18 protein-coding genes are annotated in these 21541 nt (G+C 59.4%); 6 read left to right on the top strand and 12 right to left on the bottom strand.

Features of this window, described 5'->3' with window-relative positions:
- Window positions 1–30: 30 nt before the first annotated feature.
- Entirely contained in the window at window positions 31–1341 is a 1311-nt protein-coding gene (gene argA, locus SIC19_RS12425; RefSeq protein ID WP_036210878.1) for an amino-acid N-acetyltransferase, read from the top strand.
- Here the strand turns inward: argA and SIC19_RS12430 are convergent.
- Window positions 1312–2382: an aminopeptidase gene (locus tag SIC19_RS12430; protein ID WP_036210881.1), complete on the bottom strand. Its 1071-nt coding sequence runs from the start codon at window positions 2380–2382 to the stop codon at window positions 1312–1314. The two genes, argA and SIC19_RS12430, sit on opposite strands and share 30 nt — an antisense overlap.
- A 168-nt stretch (window positions 2383–2550) precedes the next feature.
- Here SIC19_RS12430 and SIC19_RS12435 point away from each other — a divergent pair, with 168 nt between their 5' ends.
- Window positions 2551–6300, top strand: a complete 3750-nt coding sequence (locus SIC19_RS12435; protein ID WP_036210884.1) for a DUF1631 family protein — start codon at window positions 2551–2553, stop codon at window positions 6298–6300.
- A 19-nt stretch (window positions 6301–6319) separates the two neighbouring features.
- The gene (locus SIC19_RS12440) at window positions 6320–7186 is read left to right on the top strand and encodes a phosphoribulokinase (protein ID WP_075194216.1); all 867 of its coding nucleotides are present in this window, start codon (window positions 6320–6322) and stop codon (window positions 7184–7186) included.
- Window positions 7187–7192: 6 nt separating this feature from the next.
- Here the strand turns inward: SIC19_RS12440 and SIC19_RS12445 are convergent, their stop codons facing one another.
- From SIC19_RS12445 to SIC19_RS12460, 4 genes are all read right to left on the bottom strand, one after another.
- On the bottom strand, window positions 7193–8050 hold the full coding sequence (locus SIC19_RS12445) for a pirin family protein (protein ID WP_127401913.1): 858 nt from the start codon (window positions 8048–8050) through the stop codon (window positions 7193–7195).
- Between the two features lie 35 nt (window positions 8051–8085).
- Window positions 8086–8688 carry an FMN-dependent NADH-azoreductase gene (locus SIC19_RS12450; protein WP_036210893.1) on the bottom strand — a complete coding sequence of 201 codons (603 nt, stop codon included), beginning with the start codon at window positions 8686–8688 and terminating at the stop codon, window positions 8086–8088.
- A gap of 157 nt (window positions 8689–8845) precedes the next feature.
- Window positions 8846–9637, bottom strand: coding sequence for an adenosylmethionine decarboxylase (gene speD / locus SIC19_RS12455; protein WP_036210896.1), 792 nt, complete (start codon window positions 9635–9637; stop codon window positions 8846–8848).
- Window positions 9638–9893: 256 nt separating this feature from the next.
- Complete coding sequence (locus SIC19_RS12460; protein WP_036210899.1) at window positions 9894–10316, bottom strand: OsmC family protein; 423 nt, start codon at window positions 10314–10316, stop codon at window positions 9894–9896.
- A 236-nt stretch (window positions 10317–10552) separates the two neighbouring features.
- Here SIC19_RS12460 and crp point away from each other — a divergent pair, with 236 nt between their 5' ends.
- From crp to ltrA (SIC19_RS12475), 3 genes are all read left to right on the top strand, one after another.
- Window positions 10553–11194 (top strand): cAMP-activated global transcriptional regulator CRP, encoded by a 642-nt coding sequence (gene crp / locus SIC19_RS12465; RefSeq protein ID WP_007153756.1) that lies wholly within the window; start codon window positions 10553–10555, stop codon window positions 11192–11194.
- 519 nt (window positions 11195–11713) lie between these two features.
- Window positions 11714–13105, top strand: coding sequence for a group II intron reverse transcriptase/maturase (gene ltrA / locus SIC19_RS12470; protein ID WP_127401912.1), 1392 nt, complete (start codon window positions 11714–11716; stop codon window positions 13103–13105).
- Between the two features lie 537 nt (window positions 13106–13642).
- Window positions 13643–15034: a group II intron reverse transcriptase/maturase gene (gene ltrA, locus SIC19_RS12475; protein ID WP_127401912.1), complete on the top strand. Its 1392-nt coding sequence runs from the start codon at window positions 13643–13645 to the stop codon at window positions 15032–15034.
- 84 nt (window positions 15035–15118) lie between these two features.
- Here ltrA (SIC19_RS12475) and SIC19_RS12480 read toward each other — a convergent pair whose 3' ends face one another.
- The 7 genes from SIC19_RS12480 to SIC19_RS12510 all read right to left on the bottom strand — a co-directional run bounded on the left by SIC19_RS12480 (window position 15119) and on the right by SIC19_RS12510 (window position 21475).
- Entirely contained in the window at window positions 15119–16000 is an 882-nt protein-coding gene (locus tag SIC19_RS12480) for an alpha/beta fold hydrolase (RefSeq protein WP_075194218.1), read from the bottom strand.
- A 96-nt stretch (window positions 16001–16096) separates the two neighbouring features.
- Window positions 16097–17173 carry a molybdenum ABC transporter ATP-binding protein gene (gene modC / locus SIC19_RS12485; protein ID WP_127401911.1) on the bottom strand — a complete coding sequence of 359 codons (1077 nt, stop codon included), beginning with the start codon at window positions 17171–17173 and terminating at the stop codon, window positions 16097–16099.
- Window positions 17170–17850, bottom strand: a complete 681-nt coding sequence (modB, locus tag SIC19_RS12490) for a molybdate ABC transporter permease subunit (protein ID WP_127401910.1) — start codon at window positions 17848–17850, stop codon at window positions 17170–17172. Before modB ends, modC begins: the two co-directional genes overlap by 4 nt.
- Complete coding sequence (gene modA / locus SIC19_RS12495; protein WP_127401909.1) at window positions 17850–18650, bottom strand: molybdate ABC transporter substrate-binding protein; 801 nt, start codon at window positions 18648–18650, stop codon at window positions 17850–17852. The genes modB and modA overlap by 1 nt, the downstream gene beginning before the upstream one ends.
- A gap of 23 nt (window positions 18651–18673) precedes the next feature.
- A complete protein-coding gene (locus tag SIC19_RS12500; protein ID WP_127401908.1) occupies window positions 18674–19471 on the bottom strand; it encodes an SDR family oxidoreductase in 798 nt (265 codons plus the stop codon).
- A gap of 64 nt (window positions 19472–19535) precedes the next feature.
- Window positions 19536–20453: an alpha/beta fold hydrolase gene (locus tag SIC19_RS12505; protein ID WP_127401907.1), complete on the bottom strand. Its 918-nt coding sequence runs from the start codon at window positions 20451–20453 to the stop codon at window positions 19536–19538.
- Between the two features lie 98 nt (window positions 20454–20551).
- Window positions 20552–21475: a sterol desaturase family protein gene (locus SIC19_RS12510; protein ID WP_127401906.1), complete on the bottom strand. Its 924-nt coding sequence runs from the start codon at window positions 21473–21475 to the stop codon at window positions 20552–20554.
- Window positions 21476–21541: the final 66 nt, after the last annotated feature.

Below are 21541 nucleotides of genomic sequence, written 5' to 3' on the forward strand. Positions count from 1 at the left end.
CCATAAGCTGAAAACTCGCAGGAGAAGAGTTTGAAATCGAACGAATGGTTGCATGGATTCCGCCACTCATCGCCCTATATCAATGCACACCGTGGTCGCACTGTGGTGTTGACGATTGGGGGGGATGCGATTGCCCATGACAACCTGATCAACATCATTCATGACATTGCTTTGCTAAGCAGTTTGGGTATCCGGCTCGTGGTGGCCTTCGGTGCAAGGCCCCAGATTCAGTCGCGTCTGGACGCGGCAAACGAAGAATCCACTTTCCACCGAGGCTTGCGGGTAACGCCGGAACAACAATTGACGCCGGTGCTGGAAGCCATTGGTGGGCTGCGGGCGTATCTGGAAAGCCAGTTGTCCATGGGACTGGTGAACTCACCCATGCATAACGCACGAATCAGGGTAAGCAGCGGCAACTATGTCACCGCGAGGCCGGTAGGCGTTCTGGACGGCATCGATTTTGGCTATACCGGGCAGGTTCGTCGGGTAGACGTGGCCGGAATCGAGAAATTGCTGGAGTTGGGCCATATCGTACTGCTGCCGCCGCTTGGGTATTCGCCGACCGGAGATGCCTTTAACCTGTCTTATGAAGATGTGGGTAGCCAGGTGGCCGCTGCGCTACAGGCTGAGAAGCTCATCATGTTTGCCGAGAATCAGGGGTTGCTGGATGAAAATGCCGGACTGATCCGTGAACTGTCCGCTCGTCAGGCATCTGATCGTCTGGCGGCAGGTATGGTGCAGGGGCATGATGGCGATCTGCTGCGGGCAGCCTGTGACGCCTGCGTGAAAGGTGTGCGTCGGGCTCATATTATCAGTTACGTCGATGATGGCGCGTTGCTGGAAGAGCTGTTTACCCGTGACGGTGCGGGCACGCTGGTCAGTGGTGACAACTACGAGCAGATCCGCCAGGCCCGGGTGGAGGACATTGGCGGTATTCTCGGCTTGATCCAGCCGCTGGAAGAGCAGGGCATTCTGGTGCGCCGTTCCCGGGAAATGCTGGAAACCGAAATCAGTCGGTTCGTGGTGGCTGAGCGGGACGGCACGATTGTGGGATGCGCTGCGCTTTACCATTACCCCGATGAAGGTGCGGGCGAGCTTTCATGTTTCGCCGTGGACCAGGCCTATCGCCGTGCCGGTCGCGGTGATGACATCCTGGCGATGGTTGAAAAGCTGGCCCGGGGCCAGGGCATCCAACGGTTGTTCGTGCTGACCACCCAGACCGAACACTGGTTCCGGGAACGGGGGTTCCAACCTTCCACGGTGCGTGAATTGCCGGGGCCGAAGCTGGCGTCCTACAACACCCAGCGTAACTCAAAGGTCTTCGTGAAAGCGTTGTCCTAGATCGGATAGCCGGCGCTGTCGAATGTCTTGGGACTGATCTGCCAGGGTCTCCACCGCTTTATAGAAGTCGCTGAAGTCGCCAGCATGGTCCCGGAGTAACTGTCGGAAGGCGGGCACATGCTGGTTGTACTGGCTGAACAGGGCGAGGTTGGCGTTGTTCAGTCCGGTCGGATTTTCTCCAAACGGTCCTGGCTGCTCCCAGGTTGCTGACAGGGCCAGGTAATCGTCCTGGAGGGCCTGGAACAGCTGCGCTTTCTGATGTCGGAGTTCCGTCTTGGGCAGGGTGCCCTGTCGGGCGTAGAGTGCTTCAAGCTGCCGTGATACGTCCTCGACCAGGGCGAGGGTCTGGTTGCGTTGACGTAGACGCGCCAGCGCCCTCTGGAACCCCGAACCATCGCCCTCTGTTTCTAGCCACAGCCGGAGGCCCTCCAACTCCACGGCAGTTGCGAAGCTCTCATTAAAGGCCGTATCGTCGCTTATATAGACCACGCGATGCGCCAGTTCATGGAACATCAGCGCTACCATGCGGTTGTCTGGCAACGACGTGAAGCCGGTGTGTAGAGGGTCGTCGAACCAGCCCAGGGTTGAATAGGCGGTGACACCACCAATGAACGTGTCGTAGTTGTCCGCCATGAATAATTGCTGCTCGTTCCGGGCGTTCTCCAGCTCGTAGTAGCCCCGGTAGGCCTGGCAGCCAACCACTGGATAGCACCACCGATGGGCCTGAAGGGAAAACTCCGGAACGGCCACCAGATTGACAACCACCCAGGGCCGCCCGAGCTCAGCGTACTTTGCAAAGGCGTCTCCCACCGGCAGTGCCAGACGATGCGCGGCAAACTGACGGGCTTCGTTCGCCACCAGGAGTTTCTGCTTCAACGCCGGCGGTGTTGATGGTGTGTCGATCAGTCCGGACACGGATTGCGTGGACATCATCAGTGACAGGTGGCCACTGACCGCCTGGCTGTAATAACCTAAAGTCGTACACCCTGAAAGTGTCGTTATCAGTAGCATAACGAAGTAGATCTGACTAAGCTGTTTCATAGTCCAGGCTGTTATTTTGTGGCTGGCTGGCATAGCTGCCAGACGCTATATTACAGCCATGTTCCCCCAAGTAGCAGGTAGCTACCGCTGCCTTTCAGGGATACCGGCCGGTGACAGAAACAGTTTACCCTATCGGGTCACTCGGCTTTACCAGATATCAGGTAGTTCATGGATCCGAAAGAACGTCGTTCTAGTCCCCGCCAACCGATTAAACTCGCTGCTCAGCTGGATGTTGGCAGTGGTGACAATCTACCGTGCCAGATCGCCGACTTTTGCGCGGAAGGCCTGTTTGTACGTTATTCCGGGGAAACGTCCAGAAAACTGGATCAGGTGCTCTCGCGGGGTGCCGAGGAACTGGTGGTACGCTTTCGCAGCCCTGATGGCCGTAAGCGCCATGAGCTTCATGTAAATATCAGGCGGCGGATAGAGGGCGCCATGGGCGTGAGTTTTACCCGCTCCAACCCGGAAGCCGTCAGCGCCATGCTGGAGCAATGTGGTGCCAACCGTCATCAGGACCGTGCGTCACTACGGGCACCCAGTGACAAGGTCCAGTTTGTTCTGCATCAATCCGCGAAGGCGGTGATTCAGTATATTGAGCCGTTGATGGATGCCTGCCTTGTGCAGATGACAACCGCCTTGCGGGATGCTGCCCAGAAGGCTGGCAATGACCAGCAGGCGAATGAGTACATGGATGCCTCTGGCCAGCTTCAGGCCCGTCAGCGGGTCATCTGGCATCAGATGGCGCGTAGCCTGGAATCGCCACTAAAGCCTGCTCCGAAGGGGTTTCCAGGGTCTGAATTGTCGGTTGTCGACAAGGGCGAGTTCGAAGACTGGCTGACGATTCGGGTGATGGTCACGAAGGCGGATACCCAATATCGGGGTGAATTGCTTCAGCTGAAGTTGCGGCTCGATAAACTGGGCATCGCCAATTCCACGGGGCATCATAATCCGTTAGGGCCTTCGCTGATCTGTGAGTCTTTCCATGTTGGCTTGAGCCAGCTCAAGGCGGATCGCGAGGTAGAAAAAGTCTGCCTGCGTGTCTTCGAAAAATCGGTGCTGATGCACCTTGGGCCGCTGTACCGGGAGTTGAACAGCATCCTGATCCGCCATGGTGTGCTGCCGGACCTGGATCTCAGCAAGTATCTCAGTGAGCAGGCGCCAAAGACATCCGAACAGAGCGAGAAAAAACCAGCTCCGCCGACGGAAGCACGGCAACCGGACGACTCTGGAGCGGCGGTACAGCAGGCCCCGGCGCAAAAGAGCAGCCAGCAGTCATCCCGTAAGTCGGTGACCGAGTTTCGGGGCTATGCCAGCGCCGCCCAGAACGCTTTTGCCACGGTAAAAAACCTCCTCGGTACCCTGTCTGCCAGCCGCCTGGCAAGGGGCGACGTTGCTCCTGCTGATTTTTCCCCCGGTGCGAGGGAGCTGTCTGCCGGAGAGTTACAGAAGCAATTGCAGGAGCTCCAGGTACAGGCTGCGACGGTGGCTCCGGACCAGCCCTCCCTCCGCGAACGTGTCGTGGAAAGAGTGAAGGAAAGCGGTGAACATGCCCTGGGCGAAGAGCAACAGGGCACGCTGGACGTGGTGGACCGCTTCTTCAACAGTGTGGTGGAAAGCCCGAAACTCAGTGAATACGCCCAGTCGCGGATGCGCCAGCTGGAAGTGCCAGTGCTGAAAGTGGTGATGCGCGACCCGGAATTCTTCGACGACCAGGAAAGCCCGGTGCGCGGTGTGATGAATCGCCTGGCCCAGTTGGGTGTGAAAGGCGGCCGCATCAATCCGGTTGTTCAGCGGCGTATTGATGAGCTGATCCAGCGGATAGCCACCGATTTTGAACAGGATACCAGCGTGTTCGAGAACGCGGTGCAGGAGTTGGACTCGCTGATTGATCGCCAGAACCTGGTCTACCGCCGCAACGTGGAAAGGGTAACGGCAGCAGCGGAGGGCGCCCAGAAGGTTTCTGAATCCAAGAAGGCGGTTGCCCGTGTGCTGGAGCTTAAACTGGCCGGGAAAAAAGTGCCGAAAGCCGTGGTCAGTCTGCTGGATGGCGGCTGGCGAGACCTGCTGTCGCTGACCTGGATACGCCAGGGAGAGGACAGCCCACTGTGGCAGGATTACCTGTCGGTGATCGATTCGCTGATGACCTTCGCGGAGGATCCGCAAAGCAATATCAATCTGCCCGAACTGCTGCGGGTGATCCAGGATGGGCTGGCGTCTATCTCCAGCAACCACATGCCGTCCTCCCAGATACGCGACGAGCTCAAGCAGTTCCTGGTGCGCAGCCCTGAAAACCCGCCCGAGATGGTGGAGATTCCACCGTCGAAAAGCGAGGACGACAAGCGTCAGGCAATGTCCGAGCGTGATCAGCGCAGCCTGCAGCGGTGGATCAACCGGGCACAGCAACTGCGTACCGGCGACTGGTTGCGGGATCAGGAAAAACCGGATGAACCCCAGTATATCCGCCTGGTATGGGTAGCCCGAGGCTTCAGTCGATTTGTATTCGTCAATCATCAGGGTATGCGCGTGGTCGAGCTGGCTCTGGAGGCTTTGGCCCAACACATGCGCAAAGGCATTATCGTTCCGGACAACCAGTACGACCGGCCCCTGGTGGATGAGAGCATCGACCGGATGGTGCGTAAGGTCTATGACCAGTTGTCGTGGGCGTCCACCCATGACGAGCTGACCGGCTTGCTGGGGCGCCGCGAATTTGAACGTATGTTGGATCAGCAACTGGCCAGGCGCGAGGACCAGCGGGCTCTTGTGTTGCTGGACCTGCGGCAGTTCCGTCTGCTCAACGATACGGCCGGCTATCAGGCCGGTGATGAAGCATTGCGCAGGGTGGCTGATGTGCTTCGCAGCCATGTTGGTGATGGCATGCCGCTGGCCCGGTTCTCGGGGAACGAGTTCGCGTTTATGTTGCCGGCGGAAAACGCCCTGGACGCGTCCCGTGGGATAGTCTCAGCCATAGAAGCCATGGAATTTGTTTTCGACAGTGGCAGTTACCATCTCTCTGCCAGTGTTGGCCTGGCACCTGAGTTGCCGGCGCTGGCAAATGCCGAACGTTGGCTGAAGGCGGCGGAGGAAGCCATGAAGTCGGCCAAGAAACGCGGCCATGGCAAGGTGATGGAATACACTCTGGATGCGCATGACCATGCCCGTCAGGAGCAGATTGCAGCGAAGGTGGCCAACCTTGGGGATCTCAACGAGGAGCGTATGTTGCTGCGTTGCCAGAAGATCATCCCGCTGCACGCGCGTACGTCCATGGCAGCGCAGTATGAGGTTCTCATCAGTATGTATGGTGATGACGGCAACCTTATCACCGGCAAGGATTTTGTCCGCATGGCGGAGCGTTATGATCGCATGCAGGCGGTGGACCGCTGGGTGGTGGGGCATATGCTGGACTGGCTGCGCGACCACGCACCGGATCCGAAGCACATGGGGGGGATTTGCATCAACCTTTCTGGCCACTCGTTGAATGATCAGCAGTTGATGGAGTTTATTTACGACAAGCTGAGCCAGAAGGACGCACCCATTGAACGACTGTGGTTCGAAATAACCGAGGCCTCCGCGATCAACGACATTCAGGGTATTTCAGAATTCATTGAGGAAATGAAGGAGCTGGGATGCCGTTTCTGCCTGGGGGATTTTGGCAGTGGGCCAACGTCGTTCCAGTTCATGCGCAGCCTGCCGGTGGACATGATCAAGCTGGACAGCGCCTTCACCAGCCAACTGGACACCAGTGAAACCGATCAGGCCATGGTGAAGTCCATGGTGGATATGGCGCACTACATGAAACGGGAAGTGATTGCTTCACGGGTTGAAACCCGCGCGGTTCTCGATATGCTGACCAGTCTGGGTGTGGATTACGCTCAGGGTTTCACCATCGAAAAGCCGCGGCTGCTGACCAGCCTGGACTGACTTTCCGGACCTCCTGCTTATGTCTAAACGCCATCCGATCATCGCGGTTACCGGCTCCTCCGGCGCTGGAACCACCACTACGGGTGAGATATTCAGCCGCCTGTTTGCCAGCGAAGGGCTGCGGGCCGCCATGGTCAGTGGTGACAGCTTCCACCGCTACAACCGTGAGCAGATGGCCCGCCTCGCGGCGAAGGGGCAGTTCGGTGAACGCAATCATTTTGCCCTGGCGGCGAACCATGTCGACAAGCTGGAAGCCCTGTTCTATGACTATGGGCACACCGGCAACGGCCAGTTCCGCCAGTATGTGCATGACGAAGACCGGCGGTTGATTGAGGCCGGCCACAAACCGGGTACCTTCACCCCCTGGGGACCGCTGGCGGCGGAAACCGATCTTCTGTTCTACGAGGGGCTGCATGGGGGCGTGGTCAGCGATGCCTACAACATTGCCCAGTACGTGGATCTGTTGGTGGGAGTGGTACCGATCGTCAACCTGGAATGGATCCAGAAAATTCACCGCGACACCAACAAGCGAGGGTACTCACAGGACGCCGTCGTTCAGACCATCGTCAACCGTATGGACGATTACGTGCACGATATTGTCCCTCAGTTCGCGCACACCCATGTGAACTTCCAACGCATTCCGCTGGTGGATACCTCCAATCCTTTTGTGGTCCGCGATGTGCCGACAGAAGACGAGAGCCTGATCGTCATCCGGTTCCGAGACCCATCGGAGGTGGATTTCCCCTATCTGTTGCAAATGATTGGCGGCAGCAGCCTGTCCCGGTACGACACGCTGGTCATCCCGGGAACCAAGCTATCGCTGGCCATGGATCTGACCATGCGCCCGCTGGTGCAGGAACTGATCGCCCATAAGCCCTTTGCCTGAAGGCCTTCAGGCCGTCAGGCGGCCGTCCCTGTAGTCCCGCAGAGTCTGCTCGATCTCTTCACGACTGTTCATCACAAACGGGCCATACTGCACCACAGGCTCGCCAATCGGTTTGCCGGCAATCAGCAGCACTCGGGCTCCGTTCTTACCGGCGCCAACGCGGACGCTGTCACCTTCGGAAAGAATGCTTGCCGCTGAGCGTTTCAGGGGCTGGGGGCCTGTCGCTGAATGCAGGGACGCTTCTCCGGCGTACAGATAGAGCAGGCCTTCCAGTTCCGGATCGATCGGCAGCAGGGTTTCCTGTCCCGGTTCCAGGTGGATATCCGCATACAAAGGCCGTGTGCTACCGCCGGTGACGGCGCCCTGGTGTATCTGGCCGTCAACGGTCAGCTCTCCAGCCACCAGCTTGATAACTCCACCATCGAAGGTAATGGCTGGTATTTCATCAGGCTGGATATCGCGGTAACCCGCCGGTTTCATTTTCTCCGCAGCCGGCAGATTGAGCCACAGCTGGAAACCGCGCATTTGCCCCGATTCCTGCTGGGGCATTTCAGAGTGGACAATGCCCCGCCCGGCGGTCATCCATTGCACGCCGCCATTCTTCAGGTTGCCCCGGTTACCGAGATGATCCTCGTGCAGCATGTGCCCTTCGATCATGTAGGTCACCGTTTCAAATCCGCGATGCGGATGTGACGGGAAGCCGGCCATGTAATCCTGCGGTTGGTCGGAACCGAATTCGTCCAGCATCAGGAAGGGATCGAGACGGACGTTCTGCTGCTGTCCGAGGGAGCGCTTGATACGAACGCCGGCGCCATCGGACGTTTCGGTACCGGGAATAACCTGTCTGAGGGTTCGTTCTATCATGACGGATCTCCTTCCAATGCCAAAAATCGCCGGGTTCAGGCGGTCAGGGTTTCAATGGCTCGTCCGGCCTCTTGCAGGGAATTCTCTTTTTTATCATCCCCCATATTCAGGCCCTCGGCGTAGACAAAGTGAACGTCCTTGAGGCCGATAAAACCAAGGAAGGATCGAATGAACGGCGTCTGGGAGTCGTTCGGCGTGCCGGCGTATAGGCCGCCGCGCGCCGCCAGGATGTACACCGGCCGATCTTCCAGAAGGCCAACAGGGCCGCTTGCCGTGTATCGGAAAGTGATGCCGGCACGGGCAATGTGGTCGAAATAGGCTTTCAGCACCGACGGTACACCGAAGTTGTACATCGGCACACCCATAACAATGACGTCTGCGTCGACAACTTCACTGATCAGCAAATCTGAATAATCGACGACGCCTTGCTGTGAGCCATCGCGGTCGTCCGCGTTGGTCAGGAAGGCACCGAACCGTTCGGCGTCCAGATGCGGTACCGGCTCTGCGGAGAGATCCCGATAGGTGGCCTGGATGTCGCCGTAGGTCTGCCGGAGCTGGTCCAGTGTCTGACTGACGAGTCTGGATGACTGGCCGTCCTGACCAAAAATGCTTGCGGTAATAATGAGAATATTCTTCATGTTCAGAGCCTCTTGGTTGATTAGAACGCTATGAGGCTATTGAACTGCGTGACGGAAGAAGATGAAATCGGAGAATCTTGGAATGGTTGTTCAGTTAAATTGAACAAGTTGGCCCGCGCCCCGGTAAGGCGCAGGCTCAATCTTTCTGTGCGTGTTACTACTCTACGTTGCGGGAGTAGAAAATCTCCAGCATTTCCCGGCGCAGACGATCCTCGATGGACTGTGCTTCCTGGGGGTCAAGATCGCTGGCATTGACTCCGAACACATAGTTATCCAGATCGAAATTCTTGAGCATCATCTTGGTGTGGAACAGGTTTTCCTGATACACGTTGACGTCAATCATCTGGTAGGCGTTCTGGGTGTCTTCGGTCAGGTAGTTCTGGATCGAGTTGATGTCGTGGTCGATGTAGTGCTTGGTGCCGTCCACGTCGCGGGTAAAGCCGCGCACACGATAGTCCACCGTGACCACATCGGAGTCGAAGCTGTGGATCAGGTAGTTCAGTACTTTCAACGGCGAGATCAAACCGCAGGTCGACACGTCGATATCCGCCCGGAAGGTGCTGATGCCTTCGTAGGGGTGGCTCTCCGGGTAGGTATGTACTGTTACGTGGCTTTTATCCAGGTGGGCCACGATGGCATCCGGCAGGGGGCCGGGTGACTCTTCGTTGTCCGGTTCACCGTTGCTGAGTTCGTGTTCGGCAATCAGCATGGTGACAGAGGCGCCGTGGGGCTCATAGTCCTGACGGGCAATATTGAGCACGTTGGCACCGATGATCTTGACCACGTCGGTGAGGATCTGGGTCAGGCGTTCGGCATTGTACATCTCATCGATGTAGTCAATGTAAGCTTCACGTTGCTCTTCGGTCTGCGCATAACAGATGTCGTAGATGTTGAAGCTCAGTGATTTGGTCAGGTTATTGAAACCATGTAACTGTAGTTTGGTTTCCATGTTCAGCCCCCCCAATTGTCTGGAGATGAATGTCAGTGGTCATGTCTGTCTGATGCATGCCACCAAGGCCGCCACCGATAACTGACCGGATTGTTTACCTTTTGCGCAGACCGGCGGAGAAGGGTGCGTATTATGCACATCGACCTTCAATTTGGGTAGAGTACGGGGCAACATTCTAGCATCCGTAATAACCGCCGGTTTGCCACAGACTGGCAGGCCGCTGTGACCGCGTTGTGGGAACCTGTTGTTTGCCGGTTCAGGCGGTGTCGCGTATCTCATGGCTGTGGGTGATGGCAACGCCCGCCTTTTCCAGCATGATAGACGCAGAGCAGTACTTCTCGGCCGACAGGCTGACGGCCCGCTTCACCAGGTTTTCCTTGAGGTTGTTTCCGGTGACCACGAAATGCAGATGGATGCGGGTGAACACTGCCGGAACGGCGTCGGCCCGCTCCGCTTCGAGTTCGGCATGGCAGGCGGTGACGTCCTGACGGCTTTTCTGCAGAATGCTCATGACGTCGAAGGACGAGCAGCCGCCCAGCCCCATCAGCATCATTTCCATGGGGCGTGGCCCCAGGTCCTTGCCGCCATGGTCGGGTGGCCCGTCCATTTGCACCGAGTGGCCGCTGCCGCTGGTTGCCCGAAAGCTGGCGTCGCCGGTCCAGTCAATGGTTGCTTTCATCTGATTTCGCGCTCCGAGTGGGATATAACGTACGATTGGCAGCGATGCTAGCACATCCCGTCAGCACCAGCAGCCCGCTGAAAAGCAGCCCCGCTGATGTGGTCTATAATGTTTCAGGTTGCCGAAACCGGGCCATCTTGTTATAAGTTGCGCTCATAATGAATAAACCCGCAGGGAAAGCAGGGTGAATAAAAACATTGGGATCCCGCCAGTACAAAGGAGGCATGACTCGCACTATGGCCACTATCGTCAAGCCGGTTGAGCAGAAAACCAAGCATCTGGACTATTTTCTTTCGCAATGCCATCGCCGGCGTTACCCTGCCAAGAGCACCATTATTTATGCAGGGGACAAAAGCGATTCCCTGTTTTACATCGTCAAGGGCTCCGTTACCGTCATTATTGAAGACGACGATGGCCGCGAGATGATCATGGCTTACCTGAACGCTGGGGATTTCTTCGGTGAAATGGGGCTGTTCGACAACATGGATTCGCGCAGCGCCTGGGTAAAGGCGAAGACGGAGTGCGAAGTTGCCGAGATCAGCTATACCAAGTTTCGTGAAATCGCCCAGCAGGACCCCAGGGTTCTGTACTTCATCGGCGAGCAGATGGCCTCACGTCTGCGCCAGACCACCCGCAAGGTGGGTGATTTGGCTTTCCTGGACGTGACTGGACGGGTTGCCCGCACCCTGCTGGACCTGTGCAAGGAACCGGACGCCATGACCCACCCTGATGGCATGCAGATCAAGATCACCCGCCAGGAGATCGGTCGGATCGTGGGTTGCTCCCGGGAGATGGTCGGACGGGTTCTGAAAACCCTTGAAGACCAGGGCCTGGTGCGAGTCAAGGGCAAGACCATGGTGGTGTACGGTACCCGCTAAAACCGATTACCACCCTGTCCCGAAAGGCCGCTGGAACCAGCGGCCTTTTTCGTTGTGCGCCAGGCATGGCGCGTAGCGCCTTGACGGGCGCTGTTCCGGTACAGGTGGTGCTGGCCGGATGACTTGGGGGTGCAAGTCCCCTGTGGACCCGGCAAGGGGAACCACTAGCCGGACGGCAAGGGTGTCCATCGTGAGATGGAATCTGAAGGAAGCCGCAGGCAAAGCACTGGCCTGACGAACAGAAATCGCATATGAGGCGGTCACACCGGGTAAGGCGTCAACTATCGTCAAAGCCCTGTACTTGCACGGAAGGTGTGGACGTAAATGCGGCGGGCATAAGTGTGAAGGTCACGCGTCTTACCCTGGGAAGTCTGGTTCTCTGCCGCTGTGCTACTCACTTCGCGAGAGGTGGGGATGGGGAGCCAGAACTCAGCCGAGGCCATAGTAGGTGCGTCACCGCGTACGGAAGGGCCGAACATGGTTGGCCGTTAGTAGGCGATGAGTTCTCGTAGTGTGCTTATGAAGACAGAAGCGACCCGGATGGGGCAGGGCATTCAGGAAGGCGCTGGACGGTATCCGGCAGAGACTGAAGTCCGTGTCGAGGCAGACGCGGGGGCTCACTCGTGGACGAACGCGGAGCCGAACACGCTGATGGAACAGGTGCTTGAGCGCCCGAACCTGATGCGTGCGTATCAGCGGGTGGTATCCAATAAGGGTGCCGCCGGTGTCGATCAGATGCCGGTGATGGCCCTGAAGGGCCACCTGCAACAGCATTGGCCAACGCTGCGCGAGCGGCTGTTGGCCGGAGACTACCATCCTCAACCGGTCCGCCGGGTCAGTATCCCCAAGCCGCAAGGCGGGGAGCGGACACTGGGTATCCCAACGGTGCAGGACCGCCTGATCCAACAAGCCCTTCACCAGGTGCTGAGCCCGACGCTGGAACCGACCTTCTCGGATCACAGCTATGGGTTCCGCCCCGGTCGAAGTGCCCACCAGGCGGTCAAGGCGATGCAGCAACACATCAACGACGGCCACCGCTGGGTGGTCGATCTGGATCTGGCCCAGTTCTTTGACCGGGTCAACCACGATGTGCTGATGAGCCTGCTGGCTTGTCGCATAGCCGACCGGCGGATACTCACCCTGATCCGGCGTTACCTGCAAGCCGGCATGCTCGAAGGAGGACTGGTCAGCCCGAGACGGGAAGGCACGCCGCAAGGCGGCCCCCTGTCGCCCTTGCTCTCTAACGTGCTCCTGACCGAACTGGATCGGGAGCTGGAGCGGCGGGGACACCGGTTCTGCCGCTATGCGGACGACTGCAACATTTACGTCAGCAGCAAAAGATCCGGCGAACGGGTGATGGCCAGTATTACCCACTTCCTGGAAACGCGCTTGCGCCTGAAGGTGAATACGGTGAAAAGCGCCGTGGACCGCCCCTGGCGTCGGAGCTTTCTGGGTTACAGCGTGAGCTGGCATAAACGTCAGGTCCGGTTGAGAGTCGCGCCCAAAAGCCTGAAGGCCTTCATGGCCAAGCTTCGCCCCCTGCTGAAACGGTCACGGGGACAGTCGTTGACGACCACCATCCGGAACCTGAACCCGGTGCTGAGAGGCTGGGCAAATTACTATCGCCTGACCGCCTCGAAGCGTTCGGTCGAAGCCCTGGATGGCTGGATAAGACGGCGGCTTCGCCTGATCCTGTGGCAGCAGTGGAAGCGGACCCGCACGCGGGCCCGCAACCTGGTACGGCTAGGCTTGACTGAGATAAGGGCTTGGAGGAGCGCGACCAATGGTCGTGGACCCTGGTGGAACAGTGGCGCGACTCATATGAACGCGGCCCTGCCTAAGAGGGTATTCGACCGTCTGTCTCTGGTAAGCTTGCTGGATACGATGACTCGGCTTCAGAGCCGACCATGAACCGCCGTGGTACGGAACCGTATGCCCGGTGGTGTGAGAGGACGGGGGAGGTAACTCCCCCTCCTACTCGATGTGCGCCAGGCATGGCGCGTAGCGCCTTGACGGGCGCTGTTCCGGTACAGGTGGTGCTGGCCGGATGACTTGGGGGTGCAAGTCCCCTGTGGACCCGGCAAGGGGAACCACTAGCCGGACGGCAAGGGTGTCCATCGTGAGATGGAATCTGAAGGAAGCCGCAGGCAAAGCACTGGCCTGACGAACAGAAATCGCATATGAGGCGGTCACACCGGGTAAGGCGTCAACTATCGTCAAAGCCCTGTACTTGCACGGAAGGTGTGGACGTAAATGCGGCGGGCATAAGTGTGAAGGTCACGCGTCTTACCCTGGGAAGTCTGGTTCTCTGCCGCTGTGCTACTCACTTCGCGAGAGGTGGGGATGGGGAGCCAGAACTCAGCCGAGGCCATAGTAGGTGCGTCACCGCGTACGGAAGGGCCGAACATGGTTGGCCGTTAGTAGGCGATGAGTTCTCGTAGTGTGCTTATGAAGACAGAAGCGACCCGGATGGGGCAGGGCATTCAGGAAGGCGCTGGACGGTATCCGGCAGAGACTGAAGTCCGTGTCGAGGCAGACGCGGGGGCTCACTCGTGGACGAACGCGGAGCCGAACACGCTGATGGAACAGGTGCTTGAGCGCCCGAACCTGATGCGTGCGTATCAGCGGGTGGTATCCAATAAGGGTGCCGCCGGTGTCGATCAGATGCCGGTGATGGCCCTGAAGGGCCACCTGCAACAGCATTGGCCAACGCTGCGCGAGCGGCTGTTGGCCGGAGACTACCATCCTCAACCGGTCCGCCGGGTCAGTATCCCCAAGCCGCAAGGCGGGGAGCGGACACTGGGTATCCCAACGGTGCAGGACCGCCTGATCCAACAAGCCCTTCACCAGGTGCTGAGCCCGACGCTGGAACCGACCTTCTCGGATCACAGCTATGGGTTCCGCCCCGGTCGAAGTGCCCACCAGGCGGTCAAGGCGATGCAGCAACACATCAACGACGGCCACCGCTGGGTGGTCGATCTGGATCTGGCCCAGTTCTTTGACCGGGTCAACCACGATGTGCTGATGAGCCTGCTGGCTTGTCGCATAGCCGACCGGCGGATACTCACCCTGATCCGGCGTTACCTGCAAGCCGGCATGCTCGAAGGAGGACTGGTCAGCCCGAGACGGGAAGGCACGCCGCAAGGCGGCCCCCTGTCGCCCTTGCTCTCTAACGTGCTCCTGACCGAACTGGATCGGGAGCTGGAGCGGCGGGGACACCGGTTCTGCCGCTATGCGGACGACTGCAACATTTACGTCAGCAGCAAAAGATCCGGCGAACGGGTGATGGCCAGTATTACCCACTTCCTGGAAACGCGCTTGCGCCTGAAGGTGAATACGGTGAAAAGCGCCGTGGACCGCCCCTGGCGTCGGAGCTTTCTGGGTTACAGCGTGAGCTGGCATAAACGTCAGGTCCGGTTGAGAGTCGCGCCCAAAAGCCTGAAGGCCTTCATGGCCAAGCTTCGCCCCCTGCTGAAACGGTCACGGGGACAGTCGTTGACGACCACCATCCGGAACCTGAACCCGGTGCTGAGAGGCTGGGCAAATTACTATCGCCTGACCGCCTCGAAGCGTTCGGTCGAAGCCCTGGATGGCTGGATAAGACGGCGGCTTCGCCTGATCCTGTGGCAGCAGTGGAAGCGGACCCGCACGCGGGCCCGCAACCTGGTACGGCTAGGCTTGACTGAGATAAGGGCTTGGAGGAGCGCGACCAATGGTCGTGGACCCTGGTGGAACAGTGGCGCGACTCATATGAACGCGGCCCTGCCTAAGAGGGTATTCGACCGTCTGTCTCTGGTAAGCTTGCTGGATACGATGACTCGGCTTCAGAGCCGACCATGAACCGCCGTGGTACGGAACCGTATGCCCGGTGGTGTGAGAGGACGGGGGAGGTAACTCCCCCTCCTACTCGATGTATGGGGCAGCTCAGGGGTGTGCAGCCACGAATGTGCGGACGGCACGAGATACGGCTTCGGGTTCCGTCAGTGGCGCCCAATGGGTTGTATCCAGCGTTTGCAGGGTTAATTTTCCGGTCCAGCGAACCAGATGCTCGTTCAGTTGAGGGCGCACATATGCGTCCCTGGTCGGGATGATTACCTGGACCGGACAGCGCGCCACGCGGGTTCGTGGCCGCAGCAACCGGGTCAGGAAGTTCGCCCGGTAAAGCTTGACCCCATACAGCCCGTCGGACTTCTGGGAGGCGCTGAACCTGGCATCGGCAACCTGCTCATGATGCTTCAGGTACCCTGGCCAGAGCCTGTCGAGGCCGGCTTTCCAGATCATTTCCGGGATCACAGGCACTTGGAACAGGAACACGTACCAGGAGCTTGTGAGTTGCTGGAGTACCTTCGCTGCCCCTGCCAGCCCGGGTGTTTCCAGCTGTTTCCGGAGCCAGAAGCCGATGTGGTCCAGACAGGGGCCGGAAATGGAGGTGTAGGAGCGAATGCGATTCTGCAAGGGCTCTCCGGTGACGGACTCCCAACTCTGGATCGCCCCCCAGTCATGCGCGATCAGGTGGAACTCGCGTCCGGGGATCAGGGTGTCTACCACCGCTTGGAGGTCGTCGGCCAGCAGGGCCAGGCGATAATCCCGGGTTTTTCGGGGCTTGCCGGACTTGCCGGCACCACGGACATCGTAACGGATCACCAGATACTCCTGGCTCAAGGCGGCGCTGACCTTGTCCCAGACCTGAAGATTGTCCGGGTAGCCATGAACCAACACCAGCGGCGTCGAGTCCGGATGGCCTTCGGTAACGGCATGGATAGTGAGCCCGCCGCTGTGCACCCAGTGTGTTTGATGATTGCCCACAATCAATACCTGCCCTGTGTTTGAGAGTCAGGTCAGGGTAACCATCCTGGCGCCGACGCCGGATAGCAGGGCGGGCCAAACACCGGGCCAAAGGTGTCAGTCCACGAGAGCTACGGACTTTATTTGCATCCACACGGTCTTGCCGGGTTCAAGGCCGAGCTGGTCTACGGAGCGGGTGGTCAGCCTTGATAACAGCGGGGTTGGCCCCGCCAGAAGCCGGACAAGGCTAACGCCCGGCGCCACATCCGGATCGACCTGATCGATGATGGCCGGAACCAGGTTCTGGATGCTCTGGTCGGAATGCTCAGCCAGCGCGAGGCTGATATCCCGCGCCAGGACCTGCACACGAACCCTGTCTCCCGGTGTCAGCCGGTCGTCCTGGCGCAACCACAGTTGGCCCCCGTCGAACCTGAACAGGGCCAGATGCCAGCGTGGGTCCAGATGGTCGATCCGTCCTTCCAGCAGAACCCCGGCATCGTCTTCCAGTCGAAAGGGGTTGTTGGTGCGGGCGAGCGTTTCCTGCAGCGGGCCCTGGGCCACCACCCGGCCATCCTCCATCATCACGATGTGGTCGGCCAGGCGGGCGACCTCTGGCGTGGAGTGGGACACGTAGATGATGGGAATCGCGAGGGTGTCCCGGAGCCTCTCGAGGTAGGGCAGGATGTCCTGTTTACTGGCTCGGTCCAGAGCAGACAGCGGCTCATCCATCAGTAACAGCCTTGGACTGGTCAGCAGTGCCCGCGCAATCGCGACCCGCTGGCGCTCACCGCCGGAAAGTCCGGCCGGCATGCGCTCCAGGAGGGATTCCAGGCCAAGCCAGCGAACGGCGTCATCGAATCTGATCTGTCGTTCGCCGGCGGGAATACGGCGGTAACCGAACTCCAGGTTCCTGCGGACGTTCAGGTTGGGAAAAAGCTGGGTTTCCTGGAACACGTACGCCAGGGCGCGCTTGTGTACCGGCCGGACGAGCTCTTCCGTCTGCCAGGGTTCGCCCAGAACGGTCATGGTTCCGGGCGCGTTCTGAAGGCCTGCCATGCACCGAAGCAGCGTGGTCTTGCCGCAACCGGAGTGCCCGAACAGGGCGGTAATGCCGGTACCCGGGAGGGTCAGGTCAACGTCCAGGTCGAACCCCGGAAAGGCACACCGGAAGCGGGCATGGATAGTGGCGGTCATCTGAGAGCTCCCGCGCGGGCTTTGCCGTTAAGCGCGTAGAGGGTCACCAGAACCACAAAGGAGAACACCACCATGCCGGCGGACAGCCAGTGGGCCTGGGCGTACTCAAGGGATTCCACGTGGTCGTAGATGGCCACCGACAACACCTTGGTTTCACCCGGGATGTTGCCACCGATCATCAGGATCACGCCGAACTCACCGATGGTGTGGGCGAAGGTGAGCACGGAGGCGGTCAGGAATCCGTTTCTTGCCAGGGGCACGGCGATAAACAGGAACCGCTCCCACGGGGCGGCACGAAGGGTTGCGGCGGCTTCCATGACCCCCTCGCCTACGGCTTCAAAGGCATTCTGCAGAGGTTGAACGGTGAATGGCAGGGAGTATATGACCGACGCCACCACCAGGCCCTCAAAGGTAAATGGCAACAGGCCGATCCCGAGGGACTGTGTTATCTGGCCAACCCAGCCGTCAGGCCCCATGACCAGCAACAGGTAGAAACCGAGCACTGTGGGTGGCAGCACCAGGGGCAGGGCGACGATCGCTGCAACCGGCTGGCGCAGCCAGCGCCGGGAGCGGGCCAGCCACCAGGCGATGGGCGTGCCAATGAGCAGCAGCAACAATGTGGTGGTCGTGGCCAGCCTGAGTGTCAGCCAGACCGGGTCCCAGTAGGTTTCAAGCATCAGTCAGCCGTGTCGTAAGCGGGGTCATAGCCATAGCCCCGGATCGTGGCGATGGCAGTGTTCGATTTCAGGAAATCCATCCAGGCCAGGGCTGCCTCATTGCTGGTTCCCCGGTTCAAAAGGATAGCCTGTTGGTCAATGGGTTGGTAATAGTCCTGGGGCACGTTCCATAGGGAGCCTTCCTTGTCGTCCCAGGATGTTACCTGAGACAGGGCTACAAAGCCGGCCTGGGCGTTGCGGCTGACCACAAACTGGAAGGTCTGGGCGATGGAATCGCCACGAACCAGCTTCGCCTGCAGTGCCTGCCAATGGCCTAAATGTTCCAGAACCTGTTGTGCTGCAAGGCCGTAGGGCGCGGTCTTCGGGTTTGCCATGGCCAGCCTTGCGAACGTTTGCTGGGCCAGGTAGCTCTCAGCGTCCCCGAAAGCGTCCGGGGTCGGGCTCCAAAGCACCAGCTTGCCCCGGGCATAGGTGAAGCGGGTATTGGGGGCGCCGGCCCGCGCCTTCTCAATAAGCGCCGGCCTGCGTGCATCGGCGGCCATGAACACGTCGAAGGGCGCACCGTTCCGGATCTGGGCGTACAGCTTGCCGGTGGACCCGAAGCTGGCTGAAACCGTGTGGCCGGTCTTGGCTTCAAACTGTTTGGCCAGTTCGCGGGTGGTGTCGGTGAAATTAGCAGCAACGCCGAGGCTGACGTCACCGGCCATGACCGGGGGGCTGGCTATTGAAAAAAACAGCAGCGTGGCAATGCGTAAGAGACAGACTCTTGGTAGATGATCCGCTGACGTGGATTGGTACATAACCGTTTTCAGTGACTCCAGATTCAGTTCTGCTTGCGCGCCAACTTAAACATCATCTCGGGAGCGACACGCTTGACCCAAAGCGCTGCCATTTCCTTGCCCTTGCCGACGGGAATCTCTCGCTTTCCCCTGGCCAGCGCGCTGACGATGACATCCGCGCACTCGCCGACGTCCATGCCACCGGCAATGTTCTCGTCTTCCTCGCCGAAGGCAGAGCCATCGGCCGCCAGGGCATTGCGGGAAATGTCCGTGCGGATGAAACCGGGGGTGATAGTGGAGACCAGAATGCCATCGTCTTCCACCTCGGCCCGCAGGGCGTCGAAGAAGCCCATCACCGCGTGCTTGGCGGCACAGTAGCCGGTGCGCAGGGGGACGCCGACTTTACCGGCCACGCTGGCGGTCACCGCCAGGTGTCCGGATTGGCGCTCCAGCATATGGGGGAGCACGGCCTTGGTCAGCGCAATCTGCCCCATCACATCCACATCCAGTAGCTTCTGGTACACCGACAGATCGGTATCTTTGCACAGAGAGCGTTGGGAAAGGCCGGCGTTGTTGATCAGCAGGTCGATCTGGCCGAAGTGACTGATGACGTGGTCGGCAGCTACCGGAAGTGAGGGCAGGTCGGTAACGTCAAGAGGCAATACCAGCATGTTTTCCGGGGCGGCGCCGGCATCAATGCAGCGCTGGCGGACCCTCTCCAGCTCTGGCTGGCGTCGCGCCGAAAGAACAACTCTTGCATTTTCGCGCGCAAACCTGGCCGCCAAGGCCTCACCAATGCCGGATGACGCGCCGGTGATCCACACGACTCTGTTGGTAAACATGGGCTTACTCCGATTAGTTGGGTGGCATTGATCTTAGCGCCCCGGGCCGGTCGGCGTCATGTTTTTACGCGCCGGAGTCTGCCTCGGTACGCAGGCAGTCGAGGATGTGGTGCCAGACCTCGTCAGCATTGGTTTCATTGACCAGTTCGTGACGGGCGCCGGGAAACAGACGGTCGGAGGCAACGAGCAGGCCGGCGCCACGAAGGTTGGCAACATGCCGGTTGAAACCTTGTCCCATCTCGCCAACTGGGTCGCTGTCACCGGCCAGCAGGTGTATCGGAAGGTCCTTGCGCCATGTTTTTGGATTGATGGTCAGCATGCCACCAATGAAGTCGGACCATAGGCCTGCCGTGCAGGGAAAGCCGCAGAGTGGGTCTCTCTGGTAGCGGTCCACCTGTTGCGGGTCGCGGCTGAGCCAGTCATGGCTGGTGCGATTGGGGGAGAACGCCTTGTTGAAGGCACCGAAGGTCATATTGTCGATCAGGCGGCTGTGGTGCCGTTTCCCGCGCAGTGCCCGGAGAGAGCGGACCAGTGCCAGGGAGGTCAGCAACTTCGGCTTGTCGATACGATTGGTCGCGCAGAGGATCAGTCTGTCGATCTGGTCACCATACTGCTGGCTGAAGGCCTGGGCGATGAACGAACCCATGCTGTGGCCGAACAGCGTTAGCGGGAGGTCGGGGTGTTGCTTTCTGGCATGGACAACGACTTGCTGCAGGTCGTCCACTACTTTCTGCCAGCCCTTGTGGTCGGCGTAATGGCCAAGGTCAGTTTCGGGGCAATGCGGTCCGTGGCCTCGATGCTGGATCGCAATCACCGATACCCCCTGCTGGTTCAGCCAGAGCGCCAGCGGCTGGTAGCGGGCTGCATGCTCCGCCATGCCGTGGGCAATGACCAGCACGGCCGACGGGGCCTCCGCCGCCCACGACAGCAACGGAATTCGATGGTGATCGGGGCTGTTGATGAAACTTTCCTGCAGGTCCATGTTGGTCGATTCCGGGCGGTTTGGTGGCGTAAACGGGAGTCTAGCCGGAAATCGGGCCTTAATGTGAGACGGAGCCGGAAAATCCGGCTTTTGTGGCGCTAGTCCGCGTCCCGATCCCATTCGGGTGGCTTCCACAGGTGCTTCAGGCGGGCTTGCAGGCCGCCTGGTCGGGCCATGGCCCGGAACAGGTCCACGTACTCGTGGGTCCACAGCACCAGCAGGTTCCTGGAGTGTATCGGTCGGGTAATGCCGTAGTCCGGTGGTGCCTGTTCGTCTTCGGCGACAAAGGTGCCGAACAGTCGGTCCCAGACGATCAGGGTGCCACCGTAGTTGCGGTCGATATAGCCGGGGTTGCGGCCATGGTGAACCCGGTGATGGCTGGGGGTGTTGAATACGGTTTCCACCCAGCCTGGCAGTTTGCCAACCAGCGTGGTGTGAATGAAAAACTGGTACACCAGTGAGAGGGCATAAGCCACGCCGATCCACACAGGATTGAAGCCGATCAACGCCAGGGGCACATAGAACAGCCACATGCCGTTAAAGATATTGGTGGCATTCTGGCGCATGGCGGTGGAGAAATTCATACGCTCGGAGGAATGGTGGACCACATGGGCGGCCCAGAACCAGCGTATGCGGTGGCTGGAACGGTGCATCCAGTAAAAACAGAAATCCACTCCAACAAACGTCAGAAGACCCGTTGCCCAGTTCAGTTTCAGATCCAGCAGGCGGTGATGGTAGAGGAATGCGTATACGGGAAAGGCGATCAGGCCCGCGAACAGCAACTCCGTCATTTGGTAGCCGGCACCCAGGGCAAAATTCCGCAGGGCTTCCGGTACGTCCATGCGCGTGGGGTCGTGGCGAATCCGCAGGTACTCCCACAGGGTGACGGCAATAAACACCGGCGTAGCGACAACGAATATCAGTTGGCGTTCGTCCAGTGCCAGCCAGGGGGCGAGGGTGTTCCAGAGGGGCAGCAACCCGCTCTCCTCAAGAACCGCCCTCATCATGTCCAACAATGCCATGGTGAAACCGTATTGTGATTGTAGGTGTGAGTGTATTCTGCGCCGATGGCGACGCCATAAATTGAC

This window comes from Marinobacter sp. MIT930201 (assembly GCF_047122665.1).
GTDB lineage: Bacteria > Pseudomonadota > Gammaproteobacteria > Pseudomonadales > Oleiphilaceae > Marinobacter > Marinobacter salarius.

Coding starts and splice junctions, on each gene's coding strand:
- SIC19_RS12430 (WP_036210881.1), bottom strand. CDS start 2,382: ATGAAACAGCTTAGTCAGATCTACTTCGTTATGCTACTGATAACGACA.
- SIC19_RS12435 (WP_036210884.1), top strand. CDS start 2,551: ATGGATCCGAAAGAACGTCGTTCTAGTCCCCGCCAACCGATTAAACTC.
- SIC19_RS12440 (WP_075194216.1), top strand. CDS start 6,320: ATGTCTAAACGCCATCCGATCATCGCGGTTACCGGCTCCTCCGGCGCT.
- SIC19_RS12445 (WP_127401913.1), bottom strand. CDS start 8,050: ATGATAGAACGAACCCTCAGACAGGTTATTCCCGGTACCGAAACGTCC.
- SIC19_RS12450 (WP_036210893.1), bottom strand. CDS start 8,688: ATGAAGAATATTCTCATTATTACCGCAAGCATTTTTGGTCAGGACGGC.
- speD (WP_036210896.1), bottom strand. CDS start 9,637: ATGGAAACCAAACTACAGTTACATGGTTTCAATAACCTGACCAAATCA.
- SIC19_RS12460 (WP_036210899.1), bottom strand. CDS start 10,316: ATGAAAGCAACCATTGACTGGACCGGCGACGCCAGCTTTCGGGCAACC.
- crp (WP_007153756.1), top strand. CDS start 10,553: ATGGCCACTATCGTCAAGCCGGTTGAGCAGAAAACCAAGCATCTGGAC.
- ltrA (WP_127401912.1), top strand. CDS start 11,714: ATGAAGACAGAAGCGACCCGGATGGGGCAGGGCATTCAGGAAGGCGCT.
- ltrA (WP_127401912.1), top strand. CDS start 13,643: ATGAAGACAGAAGCGACCCGGATGGGGCAGGGCATTCAGGAAGGCGCT.
- modC (WP_127401911.1), bottom strand. CDS start 17,173: ATGACCGCCACTATCCATGCCCGCTTCCGGTGTGCCTTTCCGGGGTTC.
- modB (WP_127401910.1), bottom strand. CDS start 17,850: ATGCTTGAAACCTACTGGGACCCGGTCTGGCTGACACTCAGGCTGGCC.
- modA (WP_127401909.1), bottom strand. CDS start 18,650: ATGTACCAATCCACGTCAGCGGATCATCTACCAAGAGTCTGTCTCTTA.
- SIC19_RS12500 (WP_127401908.1), bottom strand. CDS start 19,471: ATGTTTACCAACAGAGTCGTGTGGATCACCGGCGCGTCATCCGGCATT.
- SIC19_RS12505 (WP_127401907.1), bottom strand. CDS start 20,453: ATGGACCTGCAGGAAAGTTTCATCAACAGCCCCGATCACCATCGAATT.
- SIC19_RS12510 (WP_127401906.1), bottom strand. CDS start 21,475: ATGGCATTGTTGGACATGATGAGGGCGGTTCTTGAGGAGAGCGGGTTG.